The 19,162-nt window shown below is 65.1% G+C and carries 15 protein-coding genes and 1 pseudogene; 8 read left to right on the top strand and 8 right to left on the bottom strand.

Features of this window, described 5'->3' with window-relative positions:
• Nucleotides 1-101 precede the first annotated feature (101 nt).
• The 6 genes from YU9_RS0106490 (at nt 102) to YU9_RS0106460 (ending at nt 7,182) form a co-directional block, all read left to right on the top strand.
• On the top strand, nt 102-494 hold the full coding sequence (locus YU9_RS0106490) for a FixH family protein (RefSeq protein WP_027572056.1): 393 nt from the start codon (nt 102-104) through the stop codon (nt 492-494).
• An 82-nt stretch (nt 495-576) separates the two neighbouring features.
• On the top strand, nt 577-1,998 hold the full coding sequence (locus YU9_RS0106485; protein ID WP_027572055.1) for an efflux RND transporter periplasmic adaptor subunit: 1,422 nt from the start codon (nt 577-579) through the stop codon (nt 1,996-1,998).
• On the top strand, nt 1,995-5,186 hold the full coding sequence (locus YU9_RS0106480; protein WP_027572054.1) for an efflux RND transporter permease subunit: 3,192 nt from the start codon (nt 1,995-1,997) through the stop codon (nt 5,184-5,186). Before YU9_RS0106485 ends, YU9_RS0106480 begins: the two co-directional genes overlap by 4 nt.
• Before the next feature lie 130 nt (nt 5,187-5,316).
• A complete protein-coding gene (locus YU9_RS0106470; protein WP_027572053.1) occupies nt 5,317-6,024 on the top strand; it encodes a cytochrome c family protein in 708 nt (235 codons plus the stop codon).
• 11 nt (nt 6,025-6,035) lie between these two features.
• On the top strand, nt 6,036-6,647 hold the full coding sequence (locus YU9_RS0106465) for a class I SAM-dependent methyltransferase (protein WP_027572052.1): 612 nt from the start codon (nt 6,036-6,038) through the stop codon (nt 6,645-6,647).
• 52 nt (nt 6,648-6,699) lie between these two features.
• Complete coding sequence (locus YU9_RS0106460; RefSeq protein ID WP_027572051.1) at nt 6,700-7,182, top strand: DUF411 domain-containing protein; 483 nt, start codon at nt 6,700-6,702, stop codon at nt 7,180-7,182.
• A gap of 110 nt (nt 7,183-7,292) precedes the next feature.
• On the opposite strand, the gene YU9_RS0106455 is transcribed toward YU9_RS0106460, so the two are convergent.
• Nucleotides 7,293-7,697, bottom strand: a complete 405-nt coding sequence (locus YU9_RS0106455) for a GFA family protein (RefSeq protein WP_027572050.1) — start codon at nt 7,695-7,697, stop codon at nt 7,293-7,295.
• A gap of 595 nt (nt 7,698-8,292) precedes the next feature.
• Between YU9_RS0106455 and YU9_RS0106450 the strand changes: the two genes are divergently transcribed.
• A complete protein-coding gene (locus YU9_RS0106450) occupies nt 8,293-9,894 on the top strand; it encodes a hypothetical protein (protein WP_027572049.1) in 1,602 nt (533 codons plus the stop codon).
• Nucleotides 9,895-9,952: 58 nt separating this feature from the next.
• Nucleotides 9,953-10,519 (top strand): hypothetical protein, encoded by a 567-nt coding sequence (locus YU9_RS0106445; protein WP_027572048.1) that lies wholly within the window; start codon nt 9,953-9,955, stop codon nt 10,517-10,519.
• Here the strand turns inward: YU9_RS0106445 and YU9_RS47480 are convergent.
• The 7 genes and pseudogenes from YU9_RS47480 to YU9_RS0106410 all read right to left on the bottom strand — a co-directional run bounded on the left by YU9_RS47480 (nt 10,514) and on the right by YU9_RS0106410 (nt 19,028).
• Entirely contained in the window at nt 10,514-10,678 is a 165-nt protein-coding gene (locus tag YU9_RS47480; protein ID WP_156951723.1) for a hypothetical protein, read from the bottom strand. The two genes, YU9_RS0106445 and YU9_RS47480, sit on opposite strands and share 6 nt — an antisense overlap.
• A 5-nt stretch (nt 10,679-10,683) precedes the next feature.
• Nucleotides 10,684-13,930 (bottom strand): annotated as a pseudogene (locus YU9_RS41060) (efflux RND transporter permease subunit).
• A gap of 3 nt (nt 13,931-13,933) precedes the next feature.
• A complete protein-coding gene (locus YU9_RS41055) occupies nt 13,934-15,106 on the bottom strand; it encodes an efflux RND transporter periplasmic adaptor subunit (RefSeq protein WP_084298909.1) in 1,173 nt (390 codons plus the stop codon).
• A gap of 13 nt (nt 15,107-15,119) precedes the next feature.
• Nucleotides 15,120-15,398: a metal-sensing transcriptional repressor gene (locus YU9_RS0106425; protein ID WP_027572047.1), complete on the bottom strand. Its 279-nt coding sequence runs from the start codon at nt 15,396-15,398 to the stop codon at nt 15,120-15,122.
• 175 nt (nt 15,399-15,573) lie between these two features.
• The gene (locus YU9_RS0106420; RefSeq protein ID WP_027572046.1) at nt 15,574-16,158 is read right to left on the bottom strand and encodes a DUF1254 domain-containing protein; all 585 of its coding nucleotides are present in this window, start codon (nt 16,156-16,158) and stop codon (nt 15,574-15,576) included.
• Nucleotides 16,155-16,733, bottom strand: coding sequence for a DUF1214 domain-containing protein (locus tag YU9_RS0106415; RefSeq protein WP_027572045.1), 579 nt, complete (start codon nt 16,731-16,733; stop codon nt 16,155-16,157). The genes YU9_RS0106420 and YU9_RS0106415 overlap by 4 nt, the downstream gene beginning before the upstream one ends.
• Nucleotides 16,734-16,742: 9 nt before the next feature.
• A complete protein-coding gene (locus YU9_RS0106410; protein ID WP_027572044.1) occupies nt 16,743-19,028 on the bottom strand; it encodes a transglycosylase domain-containing protein in 2,286 nt (761 codons plus the stop codon).
• Between the last annotated feature and the right edge of the window lie 134 nt (nt 19,029-19,162).

The raw sequence follows: 19,162 nt of genomic DNA, 5'->3' as shown, positions 1-19,162 counted from the left end.
CTCGCCAAGCCAATGACGCGCGCGGGCACGCCTGCGCGCGACGATGACTGACGTGCGCGCTTCCTGCGTCACGGCGGAAGATCAATTCATGAGGACAGGAAATGCTTTCCAAATTCAGCGCCGCGGCTGTTGCCGCCACCCTTTCGCTCGCCGCTACGGCCGCTATGGCAGGCGCCGGCGATTACGCTTTCGAGCCGGTCAATCCCGAGATGAAAAAGGGTGACGACGTCACGCTCGCCGTTCGCTTGACCAACAAGCAGACCGGCAAGCCGGTGCCGGACGCGGTCATCTTCAAGACCCGTGTCGATATGGCCCCGGACGGCATGGCTGAGATGGAGTCGGCCGTCGCACCGCTGCCGTCCAAGGAGCCGGGCGTCTACACCTTTAGGGCGGACCTGCCGATGGCCGGCCGCTACCAGGTCACGCTCTCGGCGAAGGTGCAGGGCGAGCCTGAGACGGTCACCGGCAAGGTCATCGTCAAGGCGACCAAGTGAGCCTTCGGGCGCCGCCGGATGGCGCCCGATCTTCTCTTTCCCATTCACATGGACGCGCGCCCAAGGCGCGCAGTATCTGGCGATGAACACGCTCCGTCTTCTCACCGCACTCGCGCTCACCGGCAGCCTGGCCCTGGGCGCCATCTGGTCCATGAACGATGGACGCTGGTCCGTTCATGCCGAGGTCGCCGCGGCCACGACAGATGGTGCCCGAACTCCGCTCTATTACCGCGATCCGATTGGCGCGCCGTTTTGGTCGGCCGGTCCAAAGAAGGATGACCGCGGGTGGGACTATCTGCCGGTCTACGACGACGATCAGATGACTGCGGCGGCAACGAAACCACCGCAGGCGGCTTCATCGCGAAAAATCCTCTACTACCGCAATCCCATGGGGTTGCCCGACACTTCGCCCGTGCCGAAGAAGGATCCGATGGGGATGAACTATGTCCCCGTTTACGAAGGCGACGACGTCGACGATGGGACGGTGAAGCTGTCGCCCGGCAAGATCCAGCGCACCGGCGTGAGGTCCGAGCCCGTCGCGCGGCGAGCGATCCGCGTCCTGGTGAAGGCGCCCGGCACGATCCAGCTGGACGAGCGCCGCGTCTCGGTGATCGCGATGCGCGCCGAAAGCTTTGTGCAGAAGATCGCGGACGTCACTACCGGCACCCGCGTGAAGGCGGGCCAGCCGCTGATGGAGATCTACAGCTCGGCGGTTGCTTCCGCGGCGGCCGAATATCTCGCGACGATCACCTCCAAGACCGTCGGCGGAGTCGAGATGTACGGCCGCGGCTCGCGGCAACGGCTGGTCAATCTCGACGTCCCCGAGCAGGTCATCGCCGAGATGGAGAAAACGCACGTCGCGCCCGTCACCATCCACTGGTCGGCGCCGCGCGACGGGATCGTGCTCGAGCGCAATGCGATCGAAGGCATGCGCGCCAATCCCGGCGACGTGCTGTTCCGCATCGCCGACATTTCGCTCGTCTGGGCGCTGGTGGACGTCGCCGAGCGCGATCTCGGCAACATTGCGGTGGGGCAGTCCGTTGCGGTGCGAGCGCGAAGCTTTCCCGGCCGGGCGTTCACCGGCAAGATCGCCGTGATCTATCCGCAGGTGAACCGCGAAACCCGAACGGCTCGCGTCCGCATCGAACTCGCCAATCCCGACGCGGCGCTGCTGCCGGACATGTATGTCGATGCCGACGTCGACACGGCCGATGGTGCGCCCGTGCTGGCGATACAGGACAGCGCGGTGCTCGACACCGGCACGCGCCAGGCCGTGCTCGTCGACAAGGGGGAAGGGCGCTTCGAGCCGCGTGAGGTGAAGCTCGGCCGGCGCGGCGGCGGCTATATCGAGGTGCGGGACGGACTTGCGGACGGCGAGGCCGTGGTCACATCCGCCAACTTCCTGATCGATGCGGAAAGCAATTTGAAGGCCGCGCTCAGAGGCTTCGCCGAGGCGGCTCCCCAGGCTTCCGACGCGGGCCGTGCGATGGGAGAGCACAAATGATCGCCCGCATCATCGCCTGGTCGGCGCGCAACCTGCTGCTGGTGCTGTTCGGCACCGGCTTTGCCGCCGCCGCCGGCCTCTACGCGCTGCTTCACCTGCCGCTGGATGCGATCCCGGATCTCTCGGACACGCAGGTCATCGTCTACACCGAATATCCCGGCCAGGCGCCGCAGGTCATCGAGGACCAGGTCACCTATCCCCTGACCACGGCGATGCTGACCGTGCCGAAATCGAAGGTGGTGCGCGGCTTCTCCTTCTTCGGCGTGTCGTTCGTCTACGTGATCTTCGAGGACAGCACCGACATCTATTGGGCGCGCTCGCGCGTCATGGAGTTCCTGAACGGCGCGTCGTCCAGGCTTCCCGCCGGCGTCGCCCCGACCATCGGCCCCGATGCGACCGGCGTCGGCTGGGTCTATCAGTACGCCGTGATGTCGCGGGAATTGAACCTCGCCGACACCCGCACGATCCAGGACTGGAATCTGAAGTTCGCGCTGGCCAAGGCCGAAGGTGTCGCCGAGGTCGCTAGCATCGGCGGCTTCGTCAAGCAATACAACGTGGTGCTCGATCCGCAGCGGATGCGGGATCGCGGTATCAGTATGCAGAAGATCCGGGAGGCCATCCGCGCCAGCAACGCCGATGTCGGCGGCCGCACGGTCGAGCTGTCGGAGTTCGAATATGTCATTCGCGGCAAGGGCTACATCAAGAGCATCAACGATCTCGGCAACATCGTGCTGAAGACGAGCAACGGCACGCCGGTTCTTCTCCGGGACCTCGCCAATGTCGGGCTCGGACCCGACGAGCGCAGGGGCATCGCCGAGCTGAACGGCGAGGGCGAGGTCGCAAGCGGCATCGTGCTGCAGCGCTTCGGCGTCAACGCTCTCGACGTGATCGAGAACGTCAAGAAGCGCTTCAAGGAGATCGCGAGCAGCCTGCCGAAGTCGGTCGAGATCGTTCCGGTCTACGACCGCTCGGGCCTGATCTACGCGGCGATCGATACGCTCAAGCACACGCTGTTCGAGGAGAGCATCGTGGTTGCGCTCGTCTGCATCGTGTTCCTGCTCCATGTCCGCAGCGCGCTGGTCGCGATCCTGATGCTCCCGGTCGGCGTGTTGATGGCGTTCGGCGCCATGAAGCTGCTGGGATTGGGATCGAACATCATGAGCCTGGGCGGCATCGCGATTGCGATCGGCGCCATGGTGGATGCCGCGATCGTCATGATCGAGAACGCCCACAAGCACCTGGAGCGAGCCAAGCCCGGCCAGTCGCGCGTCCAGATCCTGATCGACGCGGCGTCCGAAGTCGGCCCGGCGCTGTTCTTCAGCCTGCTCATCATCACCGTCTCGTTCATGCCGATCTTCACGCTGGAATCGCAGGAAGGGCGGCTGTTCAGCCCGCTGGCGTTCACGAAGACCTTCGCGATGGCGGCTGCGGCCCTGCTGTCCGTGACTCTGGTGCCGGCGCTGATGGTGATCTTCGTCCGCGGCAGGATCGTGCCCGAGCGCAAGAACGTCATCAACCGCTTCCTGATCTGGATCTACCGCCCGGTCATCAAGGGCGTGCTGCGCGCCAAGACGCTGGTGATCCTGGCCTCGCTGGTCGTGCTCGCCGTCACGATCTGGCCGGCGCGGCAGCTCGGCACCGAGTTCATGCCGACGCTGAACGAGGGCACGCTGCTCTACATGCCGACGACGCTGCCCGGCATCTCGGTCACCAAGGCGGCCGAGCTGATGCAGACGCAGGACCGCATCATCAAGTCGTTCCCGGAGGTCGCCTCGGTCTACGGCAAGGCGGGACGGGCGGCGACCGCGACCGATCCAGCGCCGACCGAGATGTTCGAGACGGTGGTCAACCTGAAGCCGAAGCAGCAGTGGCGCCCCGGCGTCACCGTCGACAGCCTGATCGCGGAGATGGACAAGGCGCTGCAGTTCCCGGGCGTCTCCAACGCCTGGACCATGCCGATCAAGGCGCGCATCGACATGCTGTCCACCGGCATCCGCACGCCTGTCGGCGTCAAGGTGATGGGCACCGACCTCGTCGAGATCGACCGGCTGGCGCGGCAGGTCGAACGGGTGATCAAGACCGTCCCGGGCACGTCCTCGGCCTACGCCGAGCGCGGCATCGGCGGCTACTATCTGGAGATCGTCCCGGACCGCGAGGCGCTCGCCCGCTATGGCATCCTGATCCAGGATGTCCAGGACACCATCGCGGCCGCGCTCGGTGGTCAGACGGTGACGACGACGGTGGAAGGCCGCCAGCGCTTCACCGTGAACATGCGCTATCCGCGCGACCTGCGCGACAATCCCAAGGCGATCGCCGGCGACATCCTGGTGCCGATGCCCGCAGGCGGCGCCGTGCCGCTCGGCGAGGTCGCCAAGGTCGAGCCGGCGCGGGGGCCGACCTCGATCCGGACGGAGAACGGCCAGCTCGCGACCTACATCTATGTCGACATCCGCGATCGCGACATCGGCAGCTACGTCGCCGATGCGCAACGCGCTGTGGCGGAGAGCGTCCAGTTTCCCGCCGGCACCTATGTGGTCTGGAGCGGCCAGTACGAATATCTGCAGCGCGCCGCAGCGCGCCTGAAGATCGTGGTGCCCCTGACGCTGACGATCATCTTCCTGCTGCTGTACCTGAACTTCAGGGCCATGACCGAGACCTTCATCGTCATGCTGTCGCTGCCGTTCGCGCTGGTCGGCGGCATCTGGATGATGTGGTGGCTCGGCTTCAACCTGTCGGTCGCCGTCGCCGTCGGCTTCATCGCGCTCGCCGGCGTCGCCGCCGAGACCGGCGTCGTGATGCTGATCTACCTCGAGCAAGCCCTCGCAGAGATCAAGGCGAAGTGCAGCGCGGCCGGCCGGGTTCTCACGCGTCAGGATCTGCACGAGGCCATCATGGAAGGCGCCGTCGAGCGCGTCCGTCCCAAGATGATGACGGTTGTCGCCATCATGGCGGGCCTGCTGCCGATCATGTGGAGCACCGGCACCGGGTCGGAGATCATGCAGCGCATCGCGGTGCCGATGATCGGCGGCATGATCTCTTCGACGCTGCTGACGCTGATCGTGATCCCGGCGATCTTCGGGCTGGTGAAAGGCTTCCGCTTGCCTCCCAAGAGCGAGGACAAAGGACAATCGACCGAAATGCCAAAGCCGATCAGTGCGAGATTGCGGGTCGTGGAGCCGGCGGAATGAGGTGAGCCATGATGCACGACATGATGTCGGAAATGTTTGGGACGATGGCGTTGATCACCGCACTGATCGTCATCGTTCTCGTATTGGGGGCGGCAGCGCTGATCAAATATCTCTTCAAGGGAGATTGAAGATGCATCGCTTCTATCTGATCGGGTTGGCTGTCGTCCTTGTGTCCTCGCCGGGTCTTGCGCAGCAGGATGTTGCGGCACGCGGCCAGCGGGGTTTCCGGGCCTGCATGCCGTGTCACTCGCTCGAGCCAGACCGCAACATGACTGGCCCGAGCCTCGCAGGACTGTGGGGCCGAAAGGCCGGCAGCCTGAAAAGCTTCGAACGCTATTCCGATGCCCTCAAGTCGTCTGGAATCATTTGGGACGAACGTTCGCTTGATGCCTGGATCACGAACCCGGATCGCATGGTGCCAGGCAACGATATGCCGTTCGACGGAATCAAGGACGATCGCGCTCGCGCCGATCTGCTTGCGTTCTTGAAGCAGGCGACCAAGCCGGGCGCTCATCCGCCTGGTATCGAAGGTCGAATGGGAGGGATGATGGGCGGAATGATGGATGGCGGCGGGCGCAATCCCAATTTGAAAAGCCTGGAGTCGGCTATGCAGGTGAAAGCCATCACTTATTGTCACGACACCTATCGCGTTACGACCGCGGACGGCAAGACGCGCGCCTTCTGGGAGCATAATCTGCGTTTGAAGACGGATTCCGGCAAAGATGGTCCACAAAGTAACGCACCGGCCCTGGTACCCGCCGGCATGATGGGCGACCGTGCGGACGTGATCTTTGCCGCACCTGAAGAGATCAGCAAGACCATTGAGCGGCGGTGCTAGGAGATGCGCGCATGGGCTTCTACAACGACGTCATTCTTCCACGGCTTTGCGACCTTGCGATGCGCAACAAGGAACTTGCGCCCTACCGGCAACGCGCGACCGGTGCGGCTCAGGGCCGGGTGCTCGAGATCGGCATCGGGTCCGGCCGCAACCTGCCGTTCTACGGAGCTACGGTGAAGCAGGTTGTGGGGCTTGAACCCGGTCCGAAGCTCCTCGAGATGGCGCGACACGCTCCACATCCGGACACTCCGGTTGACTTTGTCGAAGCTTCGGCCGAGGCAATTCCGATCGAGGACCGCAGCATCGACACGGTCGTGATGACCTGGACCATGTGCAGCATTCCGGACGTCGATCGCGCCATGACAGAGGTGCGGCGTGTGCTGAAACCGGGAGGGAAGCTGGTCTTCGTCGAGCATGGCCGCGCGCCCGAACCGCGCGTGCGCTGGTGGCAGGATCGCCTGACTCCCGCGTGGGTGCGCATCTCGGGCGGTTGTCATCTCAATCGGGACATTGCCGACGTCTTGACCCGGAGCGGCTTTCGCATCGACGAGATGCGCACCGGATATATGAATGGCCTGAAGCCCATGACCTTCATGTACGAGGGCCAAGCGAGCCCTCGTTGAGGCCTGGGCGCTTCGACTTGAGATACCACGATGAAACGAAAGGAGGCTGAAGATGAAGCAACGCGCAGATCTGATGACCCGCCGGTCGCTTGTCGGGCTGATGGCGGCGGCAGTGCTTGCCGGGCCTGCCGTCGCGGCGCAGGCCGAAGAAGCCACCATCACGGTGCATAGGGATCCAAGCTGCGGCTGCTGCGCCGGCTGGGTGCAGCATCTCCGAGACGCAGGATTTACCGTCCAGGTGGAGGAGACCGCCGATCTCGACGCGGTGCGGAGTCGTCTCGGCATCCCCTCGGACTTGGTCGCGTGTCACACGGCAGAGGTCGCCGGCTATCTCGTCGAGGGGCACGTGCCGGCTGCGGCGGTGCGACGCCTCCTCTCGGAGCGTCCCATTGCGAAAGGGCTCGCCGTGCCGGGCATGCCGATCGGATCGCCAGGGATGGAAGGCGGCAAGCCGCAGCCTTACACGGTCGTGCTGTTCGGTGCCGATGGCCAAAAGCCATTCATGCGCTTTATCGGCTCGCAGGCGATCGGTTGAGAGCGGGTCCGACGACGCTGCGCAACGGCACCGCCAGCATCTAAGAGCTGACTTACGACTCGAGCGTTGCTCCTCGATAACGGCAAAAGAGCCGGTGTCATCCTCCGCCGCTACGGTTGAGGGGGAAAGCGGTCGAACGCCGGCAGTTCGTGCGCACGCTCCATCCAGCGCAGCCGCTCGGCGACCTGGATCTGCATCGTTGCAGGCACGGCCTCGGGATCGTCGTAGGTCGCGCTCTGGATGTCGACGATCCCGGGCATGCTGGCGTTGAAATAGAACAGGCCGGTGCCGCAGTCACCACAGAAGTGCCGCCGCACATGTTCCGAAGACCGGTACACCTTCGGCTCGCCCTTGGTCACCTTGACGGCATCCTCCGCGTACATCGTCCAGCCGACGACCGGGGCGCCGGCGTGGAGCCGGCAATCGCGGCAGTGGCACAGCGCGTGCACGATCGCGTCGCCCTCGACCTCATAACGGATTGCGCCGCAGTGACAGCCGCCGGTGATGGTGCTCATGCGTTCCTCCGATTGAAGATGGCTTCGCTGCTCGATAGCCCTCGAGACGAGGCGCTTCAACGCCGCAATCGATTTGCGATTGCGTCCAACTGTCGCGTGACAGCTCCTGCCATGGGAGCCCATATGATTCGTCGCTGCAGCCTGCATGCACGCCTCGTCCTTCGAGACGGCGCTTACGCGCCTCCTCAGGATGAGGCTGATCGGCGTCAATGCCCGTTGCAATTGCTGCCGCGCACTCAGTCCTCATCCTGAGGAGCCCGCCTAAAGCGGGCATCTCGAAGGATGGCCGCAGGCAAAAGCTCTCAGAAATGCCGGGAGTGCGCCGCAGTTTCGCACGCCCGAGCTTGAATGAGCCCCGACGCGCTGTGTCGCACGCCAGCGTTTCGGCCAATGCCGGTCGGCATACGATTTCGCGCACGGGCGGACGGAGCCTGACAGGCGTGCTTCCCTAACGCTCCTATTGACTCGTATCGCGAATGGGCAAATCCTTCCAACGCAATTGCCATCGCCAATTTCAGCACGACGAACTTCTGGCGCTCCGGCCTTCATCGGCGCCATCTGACCGAATTTTTTCTGAACAGGAACGGAGGGGCCCATGCGCGCGCTCGCCTTGAGAACCGTCTCTCTTCTCGCCCTCGCTACCCTGGTCTCGATCGCCGCCACGCCTGCGGCAGGCGCCGAGGACGGGACCGACGAGCAGTTTGGCAAGGTTCACTTCCAGACCTCCTGCAACGAGGTGGCGCAGCGCCGCTTTGACCGCGGGATGCGCTATCAGCACTCGTTCTGGTACCGGCCCGCGAAAGAGATTTTCGAGGAGACGTTGCAGGCCGATCCGGAATGCGCGATCGCCTATTGGGGCATTGCCCTGAGCCTACTGTACAATCCGCATTTTCCCGCGCCGAAGGAAAACCTCGCCGAGGGCCTCGCCGCCCTGCAAAAGGCCAAGGCCCTCGGCGCCAAGAGCGAGCGCGAACGGGACTATATCGACGCGCTGCTGGCCTTCTATTCGGGCGATGAAAAGACGACGTTTGGCCAGCGCGCGCAGGCCTATCTCAAGGCAACCGAGGCCGTCGCAGCGCGCTATCCCGACGATGACGAAGCGCAGATTGCCTACGCCATCACGCTGAATGTTACGGCGTCACCAAACGACAAGACCTATGCCAACCAGCTCAAGGGCGCCGCCATCCTGGAGCCGATCTTCAAGCGGCAGCCGCGGCACCCCGGCGTCGCGCATTACCTGATCCACCTCTACGACTATCCCGCGATCGCACAGCAAGGTCTCGACGCCGCCAAGCGCTACTCCGAGATCGCGCCGGCGGCGCCGCACGCTTTGCATATGCCCTCGCACATCTTCACGCGCGTCGGCTACTGGAACGAATCCATCGAGGCCAATAGCCGTTCCGCCAAGGCTGCCAAGGAGGGCAAGGACCCCAGCGAGCAGCTGCATGCCGACGACTATATGGTCTATGCCCTGCTCCAGCTTGCGCAGGACAGCCGAGCTCGCGAGGTCATCGCGGACATGGTTGCGACCACCGGTTATGCGCCTTCCGTCCGCGCCGGTCCCTACGCGATAGCGGCTAGCCAGGCGCGCTATATGGTCGAGCGCGGCGATTGGCAGGGCGCTGCCGCGCTCAAGGTCGAGCCGAGCCGGTTTGCCTATGTCGATGCGATCACCTATTTCGCCCGCGCCCTTGGCGCCGCGCGTTTCGGCAATGCAGATGCCGCGACGGCTGACATCGCCAAGCTGGCGGAGTTGCGGGACAAGCTGCAGCAGGACAAGGACGCCTATTGGGCCGAGATCGTCGATATTCAGCGGCAGGTGGCCACAGCCTGGCAGCTCAATGCCCAGGGAAAACAGGCGGACGCGTTGGAAGCGATGCGCCTTGCCGCCGATGCCGAAGACAAGACCGAAAAATCCATCGTGACGCCGGGACCGCTTGCCCCGGCACGCGAGCTTTACGGGACCATGCTGCTCGAACGCGGCATGGCGACGGAGGCATTGGCCGCGTTCGAAAGCACCATGCGCAAGGAGCCGAACCGCTTCGGCGCGACGATCGGCGCCGCTCACGCCGCCGAGAAAGCGGGTGACGCCGTGAAGGCGCGCCAGTACTACGGGAAAGTCGTCGACATGGCGCGCAATGGCGACGCCTCGCGGGAGGACCTCGCGGCCGCACGAAAGTTCATGGCTCAGAATTAGGAAATGGCTCAGAATTAGGAAATGGCTCAGAATTAGGAAAAGTGCCGCAGCAGCTTCCATGCGCCTGACAAGCAAATTCGTCGCGATCAGCGCAGCCGCCGCACTGCTCTGCGCTGCCGCTGTGGTCTGGATATTGCGATCCGGCGAACCGGCACGCGCAACAGCGGCATCCGGCGAGGTCCGCCCGGTATGGACGGAAACCGACTGGCCTTTCGGCGCAGATCCCTGGGGGAAAGGAAAGGCGTTCCGCTGCAAGGCCGAGGATTGCGGCGGCGAGGTCCAGCTCTACGTTCGCGCCAAGCTCGGCTTCTGCAATTGCGCCACCGGCATCGCCGACGATGGCGACCTCGAGCAAATGGGCGACCTGGCGCTGATTGGCAAGACAAGGCCAATCGGCGCCGGCCGAGAGATCATGGTCGGTCCGATGCGCGGCCGCAGTCGGGCCTATCGCGTCGAGGGACATCGCAACGCCGCGCTCTCGCTCGCCTTCAATCAGCGCTGCGACATGGTGGCCGCGACGGCTTTGGTTGGACCGGGCGCGCCCGCGTCACTGGAGCCGGCGGTGCTGGCGTTCCTCAATAGCGACCGCATGTTGAAATGGGCCGAGATCGCGCTTGGGTTATGACTCGAAGCAATTCGGCTTCCGTCGTTTCCAGAGATGCATCGTCGAGGAAGCGTCCTGCGCACGGCCAGGATCGAACGGGCGAGGGATTTCCTCGGCCAGATCATCCATTGAGGCGCTCACGGTCACTTTCGGATGGAGGTCGTCGATGACGGCCAGCATGGCCGTTACTCCGCGGCGCGGTCGTGAACGAGGGCTGGGGGCGCATCGCTGCGTCTGGTTGGCCTGTGCGGAACGGCAAAGCGTGCATAGAGCGCAGGCAGCACGACGAGCGTGAGCAGCGTCGCCGTGAGGAGGCCGCCGATCACCACGGTTGCGAGCGGCTTCTGCACCTCGGCGCCCGTGCCGGTCGCAAGCGCCATCGGCACGAAGCCGAGCGAGGCGACGAGCGCGGTCATCGCGACCGGACGGAAGCGCGTCAACGCGCCGTCGCTAATGGCTTGTCTCGGGTCCATGCCCTCGCTGATCAGCTTGCGAATTTGTGTCAGCATGACGAGCCCGTTCAACACGGCGACGCCCGAGAGCGCGATGAAGCCGACGGCCGCCGAGATCGAGAACGGCATGCCGCGCAGCCATAGGGCCGCGATTCCGCCGGTGAGCGCGAGTGGCACGGCGCTGAAGACGAGCAGCGCGTCGCGCGCCGAGCCCAGCGCCCCGAGCAGCAGCAGATAGATCAGGGCGAAGACAGCAGGCACCACGAACACCAGCCGTTGCCGGGCGACGGCAAAATTCTCGAACTGGCCGCCCCAGGCGAGATAGCTGCCGGGCGGCAGCTTCACCTGCTCGGTGACCTTGGTCTGCGCTTCGGCCACCAGCGAGCCGATGTCGCGGCCGCGGACTTCGGCGGTGGCGACGACGCGACGCTTGCCGTTCTCGCGGCTGATCTGGTTGTAGCCGGTGGTCTGTTCGAACGTGGCGATCGTCCGCAAGGGAATCGAGGCGGCCGCCGCGTCGGGATTGACGCGCGGAAGCGGAACGGGCAGCTCCTCCAGCGTCGGAATGTCGTTCCGCTGCGCATCGGCGAGGCGCACCACGATCTTGAAGCGGCGGTCCCCTTCGAAGACGAGGCCGGCATCGGTGCCGCCGATTGCGGTCTGCATCAGATCCTGCACGGCTGCAAGGCTGAGGCCGCGCCGCGCGATCTCGGCCTTGTCGATCTTGATCTCCAGGAAGGGCAGACCGGAGGTCTCCTCGACCTTCACGTTTCCGGCACCATCGATCTTGCGGATCACGTCGGCGATCTGGCCAGCGGTCTGCTGCATCTGGACGAAGTCGTCGCCGAACACCTTGACCGCCAGATCCTCGCGGACGCCGGCAATGAGCTCGTTGAACCGCATTTCGATCGGCTGCGAAAACCCAAGCTTGTTGCCCGGCAGCTTCCCGGACTCCGCCTCGATCTTCTTGATGAGGTCGTCCTTCGTCATGGAAGGATCGGGCCATTCGTCCTGCGGCTTGACGATGATGTAGGTGTCCGATGCGTTTGGCGGCATCGGGTCGGCGGCGAGATCGGGCGTGCCGGTGCGCGAGAACACGAAGGCCACCTCGGGCAGCCCGCTGATCTGCCGCTCGATCAGGAGCTGCATGGCCTGCGACTGAGCCAGCGCGGTGCTCGGCACGCGCTTCACCTCCATCACGATGTTCTTCTCGTCGAGCGTCGGCGTGAATTCCTGGCCGAGACGCATGAACACGAAAACCGCTCCGACGAACAGCAGCGTGGCGGCGGCGACCACGGGCAGAGGCCTGGCGATGGCGCCCGAGAGAAGCGGGGCGTACCAGCGCTTCATCGTCCGGACCAGCATGTTTTCACGCTCGTCGACCGCGCCGGAGAGCGAGATCGCGACGGCGGCCGGTACGAATGTCAGCGAAACGACAAAGGCCAGGCCCAACGCGATCATCACCGTCAAGGCCATGGGTTCGAAGGTCTTTCCTTCGACGCCGGTGAAAGTGAGCAGCGGAGTATAGACCAGGATGATGATGATTTGGCCATAGACCGTCGGCCGGATCATTTCGGACGTCGAGACCTTCACGGTGTGGAGACGTTCGTCCAGGGACAGCGTGCGGCCAAGTTCGCGCTGGCGCTCGGCGAGATGACGCAGGCTGTTTTCGGCAATGATAACGGCGCCATCGACGATCAAGCCGAAGTCGAGCGCACCAAGGCTCATCAGGTTTGCGCTGATGTGCCCCTCCAGCATCCCTGTCGCGGTGATGAGCATGGTGGTGGGAATGACGCAGGCGGTGACGAGGGCGGCGCGGAAGTTGCCGAGGAGCAGGAAGAGCACGGCGACGACGAGCAGGGCGCCCTCGGCGAGATTCTTGGCTACGGTATGGATCGTGGCGTCGACGAGCTGGGTCCGGTTGAGGACGGTGCGGGCATAGATGCCCGGCGGCAGGGTCTTGCTGATGTCCTTGATCTTGGCGTCGGCGGCGGCGGCGACGGTGCGGCTGTTGCCGCCGATCAGCATCAGGGCCGTGCCGAGCACGACCTCGCGGCCGTCGACGCTCGCGCTGCCGGTGCGCAGTTCCTTTCCGATCGAGACATCCGCCAGGTCCCTGATGCGAACGGGAACTCCGCCGCGCGTCGTCACGACGATCTGTTCGATGTCCTCCAGAGTCTCGACGCGGCCGGCGGCCCGAACGACAAGGCCTTCGCCGTTCTGCTCGATGTAGTTCGCCCCGCGAGTGGTGTTGTTGGCCTCGATCGCGCCCACGACCTGCTTGAAGGAGAGTCCATAGGCGACCAGTCTTGCCGGGTCCGGCTGCACCTGGAAGCTTGACAAATCCGCCGATGGCATCGGCCCCGGCGACGCCGGGAACGGTCTTCATCTGCGGCCGAACGATCCAGTCCTGCACGGTGCGCAAATAAACCGTGCGCTGGAAATCGTCTGTCAGCCGCTCGCCTTCGGGTGTGAGATAGCTGTCGTCGCTCTGCCAGCCCGGCTGTCCGTCCCGAACCGGCGCGGATGCGCCCGGTTTTTCGTACTCGACGGCCCACCAGTAGATCTCGCCGAGGCCGGTCGAGACCGGTCCCATCCGGACATCGACGCCGGGAGGCAGGCTGCCCTTGGCTTCGTTCAGACGTTCCGTGACGAGCTGCCGCGCAAAGTAAATGTTGGTGCGGTCGGCAAACACGGCGGTGATCTGCGCGAAGCCGTTGCGCGAGAAGGAGCGCGTCGCCTCGAGGCCAGGCATGCCGGCCAGCGCCGTCTCGAGAGCAACGGTGACCTGTTTCTCGATCTCGACCGGGGTGAGGGCGGGTGCGCTGGCGTTGATCTGGACCTGGATGTTGGTCACGTCGGGGACGGCGTCGATGGGGAGACGCGTCAACGACCAGCAACCGGAAGCCGCTGCGACGAGGGTCACCAGCAAGACCAGCCATCGTCGCCGCACCGAGAATTCGACGATCCGTTCGATCATCGCTCAGTCCTCGTCGCCGGGCTTGGAGAGCTCGGCCTTGAGCGAAAAAGTATTCGAGCTGGCGACTGTCTCGCCGGCGGAGAGGCCCGAGACGATCTCGACGACAGCGCCGTCGCGTCGTCCCAGCACGACGTCGCGCTTTTCGAAGCCCTCCTTGGTTCGCACGAAGACGGCCTTGCGGCCATCCACCGTCTGAATGGCGGAGAACGGAACGGCGACGGTCACGTCGCGGCGTTCGACGGCGATACCCGCAGTCACGAACGAGCCCGGCCGCCAGCGGCCATCGGCGTTTCCGAGCGAGGCCACCACGCGGGCGGCGCGCGTCTCCTTGTCGAGAAGGGGGCTGACGAAAACGATCGTGCCGGAGCCGGTTTCCGTCATGCCCCGCAGGGCGATATCGACCGGCTGGCCTTCCTTCACCAGCGGCAAGTCGCCCGACGAGACCGCCAACTCGACCCAGACGCGGCTCAGATCGACGAGGACGAACAGCTCTGTTTCGAGGCTGTCTCGCCCCACCGCAGTGCCGGATTCGACCTTGCGCTCGGCGACCCGTCCGGAGATCGGCGCTCGGATGTTTTGACTGCGCAGCGTCCCGTCGGGCGCCTGCGGCAGAGCGGCGATCTCGGCATCAGTGACTCCAAGTGCCATCAGCTTCTGGCGCGCGATGCCGAAGCGCATCTCGGTTTGCGCCGCCGCATTGCGCGATTTGATGTATTGCTGCTCGGGGACTGCGCGGCCCTCCCACAGAGACTTGTCGCGCGTCGTCAGTTCCTGCTGCAACTCGTTGGAGAGTTTTGCCGAGAGGTATTCGCTCTTGGCGTCGGCGACCTCGCGACTCTCCAGCACGGCGAGGACCTCGTCCTTGACGACGTCGTCGCCGATGTTCTTGCGCAATTCGGCGACGGTGCCCGAGAGCTTGACCGAGACATGGGCAACCCGTCCCGCATCGGGAACGATGGTGCCGGGCACCATCAGCCGTCTCGCGATCGCTGCAGGACCTGCCTCGCGCAGCTCGATCTCGGCGAGCTTGATGCGGGCGTCGTCCATCACGATCACAGGCGGCTTTCCGTCCGGCTTTCTGTCCGGCTTGGCGGACTGTGCAGAGGCCTGCATGACGTCGGTTACGGCGAATAGGACCGACAGAATCGCGGCGGCCGTTTGGCTGGCCGAAAACATCGAAAACTCCGCGCTAGAGGTATCGCGAGATCGTCTTGAATTCGGCGAGGACATTCTTGGTCGATTTGCCGGCGCCGCCGTTGGCGGCCGCGTCCAGGCAGTGATCCACGTGATCGTGGATCAGGGCCTTCTTGGCCTCGGAGATCGCCTTCTCGACTGCATGCAGCTGCTGGGCAAGGTCCAGGCAGGACCGTCCGTCGTCGAACATTCCGATGACCCTGCGCAGATGTCCCTCGGCGCGCTTGAGGCGTTTGACGATGTCCGGGTGGCTTTCGTGGAGGTGTTTCGTCATGATGATCCTATCCCCTGGGAGGGGATAGCCCATACCGGCCGTGATGCCAAGCCTGGTGCCGGTCAGGATTGTCGCAGCGCGAAATACCGCCTTCGCTTACAGGCGCCGGTCAGCCGGAGCCGCGGTCCATGAGTTCCGCAAGCGGAGATGCTTCAGTGTTTCGCGTGATCCGCGCTCAACGTCGTCCGCGCGGCGCCTCGGCTTTGGCTGGCGGCTCGGTCTGCGGCGCGCAGGTCGCAGCCTGAAGCGAGCCTTGCGCCTGCTGCATCAGGCCGGGCTCGGGGGCGAGCGCCTTCATCAGGATCAGGCCGGTGGTGCTGGGAGAGTCGATGATCAGCCGGTCGGCCGCGGTGACCTCTTCGTCCTCGGGCAGCTCGTTGTGCTGCGCTTCCGTCATCAGGTCGAGCTCGATCACCTTGCGGCCGGCGGAGCGGTCGTTGATGGCGTAATAGGCGATCTCGTTGCGGGTGTAGAACGACACCGAGGTGTAGGCCTGGCTCACCGGCACCGTGAGCTTGATCGGACCGCCCGACAGATCGTAGCGGCAGATCGCCAGCGCAAAGGCCGGATCCATGAACGGCATCGGCGAAGTGTTGGGGTCGGCGAGGGGAAGCTGGGTGACGGCGTTCACCTTCGTCATCGGCGTCAGCCGCGAATAGGCGTCCTGCGTCGCGATCCGCGGCAGCGCCAGCACGCTGACGAGATGGACCACGAGGCCCAGCACCACGCCGGCAATGACGGTGAACGCGAGCCGGATCATGAGCAGCCCACCGTGGTGATGCTGGGCATCGGCGCGTCGCGCTGGGTGCGCGTCGCGACCCCGACCGGCGTGTCGTAGAGGCGCAGCATAAGTGCGTAGCGCTCGATGCCGCCGGTCGGCAGCCAGTTGCCGGCGCGCGAGCGCGAGGCGATGCGGATCTCGAACGAGCCGTCGGACGACCGCACGATCTCCTGGCTGGTGAAGCCGTAGCGGGCGAGCGAATTGGCGACGAGATGGCCCTTGCGGTCGTACAGCGTCAGCGTCCAGAACCGCGCCGGCGGCGTCACGCCGGAGACGACGACGTCGCAGCGGCCGTCGAGCGCTTTCTTCTTGTCGTCGGTGGTGGCGGTGAAGGCGACGCCGTCGCCGGTGCCGATCGGCAGCTCGCCGTTGCGCACGATGGTGGCGCGCGAATAGGGATCGACGTCGGCGGTGCCGGTGCGCGGCCGCGCCGTCCAGGCGCCGATGGTCAGCGCGCCGATCTCGGTGCCGCGCGTCGTCGTCATCCAGGTCGCACCTAAGCCGACCACGGTTGCGAGAAGGAGCGCCGTCAATGTGATCAGGATCAGCCGCACGGGTTTCGATCAGTTCTTGCGCGGGGCGGAGGCGTTGGCATTCTCTTCCGCATAGTTCTGCGGGAAGGCGAGCGCGCTCGTCGACGAGGACGGCTTGGCCGGCTTGCCCTCATTTGCCGTCGATTTGTTCGCAGCCTTGGCCGCATCATCGAGCAGCTTCTCTACGCGCACCAGGATGTCGGCGCCGCGCTTGGTCAAGACCGGCGGCGGGCCGGGCTTGGTCTCCAGCACCTTCGGCGCCGCGCTGGCGTGCGCGGCCATCGGCTGCGGCGGCAGCTTCTGGCCCATGCCGATGCCGGGGATCTCCCGGACCTCGACGCCCTGATGCGCGGCGACCATGATGTCGTGCCAGGTCTGCGCCGGCAGTGAGCCGCCGGTCATGCGGTTGGTCGGCGAATAGTCGTCGTTGCCGTACCACACCGCGCAGGTGAAATTGCCGGTGTAGCCGACGAACCAGGCGTCGCGATACGCATTGGTCGTGCCGGTCTTGCCCGCGGTCGGAATGCCGTCCAGCGCAGCGCGGCGCGCCGTGCCCTCGCTGACGACGTGGCTCATCATGCCCGCCATGTCGGCGGCGATGTTCGGCGGAATGGCTTGCTTCGGCTTTGGCCCGTCGCGGTCCCAGCGCCAGACCAGATCGCCGGCGCCGGTGCGCACCTCCAGCACCGCATGCGGCGTCACCGACTTGCCGCGGTTGGGGAAGGTCGCGTAGGCGACGGCGTGCTCGAGCACGGTGACTTCGTCCGAGCCGATCGGCAGCGACGGCGTATCGGGCAGCGGCGCCTTGATGCCGAAACGGCGCGCGACCTCGACGATCTTGGCGCGGCCGACTTTAGCCGGGTTCGGTGCCTTCGGCTGCTCCCGCCGGCCGATCTCGATCGACAGCTTCACCGGCACGACGTTGATCGAGCGCGTGATCGCCTGTGTCAGCGTTACCGAGCCGGAATAGGAATGGCCATAATTCTGCGGGCACCAATTGCCGATGCAGACCGGGCCGTCGACCACGACCGAGTTCGGCGTGTAACCGTTCAGGAGGGCCGTGGTGTAGACGTAGGGCTTGAACGACGAGCCGGGCTGGCGATAGGCGTCGGTGGCGCGGTTGAATTGGCTGGCGCCATAGTCGCGGCCGCCGACCATGGCGCGGATGCCGCCGTCGAGATCGGCGACGACGGTCGCCGCCTGCGTCGCGTGATAGTCGCGGCCGAACTGGCGCAGCTGGTTCTCGATTGCGTCTTCCGCCGCCTTCTGCACGTTGGTGTCGATCGCAAGCCGCACCACGAAGACGCGCTCGGTGTACGACTTCGGGAAAGTGTCGACCAGCTTGCGCATCTCGTCGAAGGCGTAGTCGAGATAATAGTTCGGCGATGCTTCGTCGCGGCGGTCGACGGCGAAGGCCGGGTTGCGGCGGGCGCCGAACACCTGGCCCTCGGTCATGAAGCCGGCATCGACGAGGTTGTCGAGCACGACGTTGGCGCGGGCGCGGGCGGCGGGCAGGTTGATGTGAGGCGCGTACTTCGTCGGCGCCTTGAACAGGCCGGCGAGCATCGCCGCTTCCGCCAGCGTCACGTCGCGCGCGGACTTGTTGAAGTAGAAATGCGCAGCGCCGTCGACGCCAAAAGTGCCGCCGCCCATATAGGCGCGGTCGAGATAGAGCTTGAGGATCTCGTTCTTGGTCAGGCGCCATTCCAGCCAGATCGCGAGGAAGGCTTCGTTGACCTTGCGCTCGATGGTGCGCTCGTTGCTCAGGAACAGGTTCTTGGCGAGCTGCTGGGTGATCGAGGAGCCGCCCTGGCGCACGCCGCCGGCCTGCGCGTTGGTGACGAGCGCGCGCGCGGTGCCGGCGATGTCGATGCCGAAATGCTCGTAAAAGCGGCGGTCCTCGGTCGCCAGCGTCGCCTTGATCAGGACATCGGGAAAATCTTCCAGCGGGATCGAGTCGTTGTGCTTGATGCCGCGGCTACCGATCGGGTTGCCGTAGCGGTCAAGGAACGTCACCGCGAGGTCGGACTTCTTCAGCCAGTCCTCGTCCGCGGTCTCGCGGAAGGCGGGAATGGCGAGCGTGAGCATCACGACCAGGCCGCCGAGCCCGAGGGTTGCGGCCTCCGACAGCGGCTCGACGAACACCCAGCGCTTCCAGCGCCCGACATAGAAGCGGTCCATGAAGGTCGAGTAGCGCTCGTAGAGCTCGCGGATGCCCTTGGCCGAGGAGAACAGCGAGGAGTCGATGCGCGCATCGAGGTCGAGGAAGAAATTCCGGACCCTCTGCTTCCAATGCGGTGGTATGATCTGGCGCACCTAGAACCCTTGAGGCTTGCTTCCAAAGCGTTCAAGCACCCGGCCGGGGCGGCACCGAGACGTCTTGCGGGAATGTTGCGGCAAACCCAAGGCGCCCGGCCAGCATCCGAGGGACTTGCTGTTCCTTCTAGCCG

The sequence above is a fragment of the Bradyrhizobium sp. WSM1743 genome, assembly GCF_000473065.1.
GTDB lineage: Bacteria > Pseudomonadota > Alphaproteobacteria > Rhizobiales > Xanthobacteraceae > Bradyrhizobium.
This window is presented reverse-complemented; position numbering and strand designations above follow the sequence as displayed.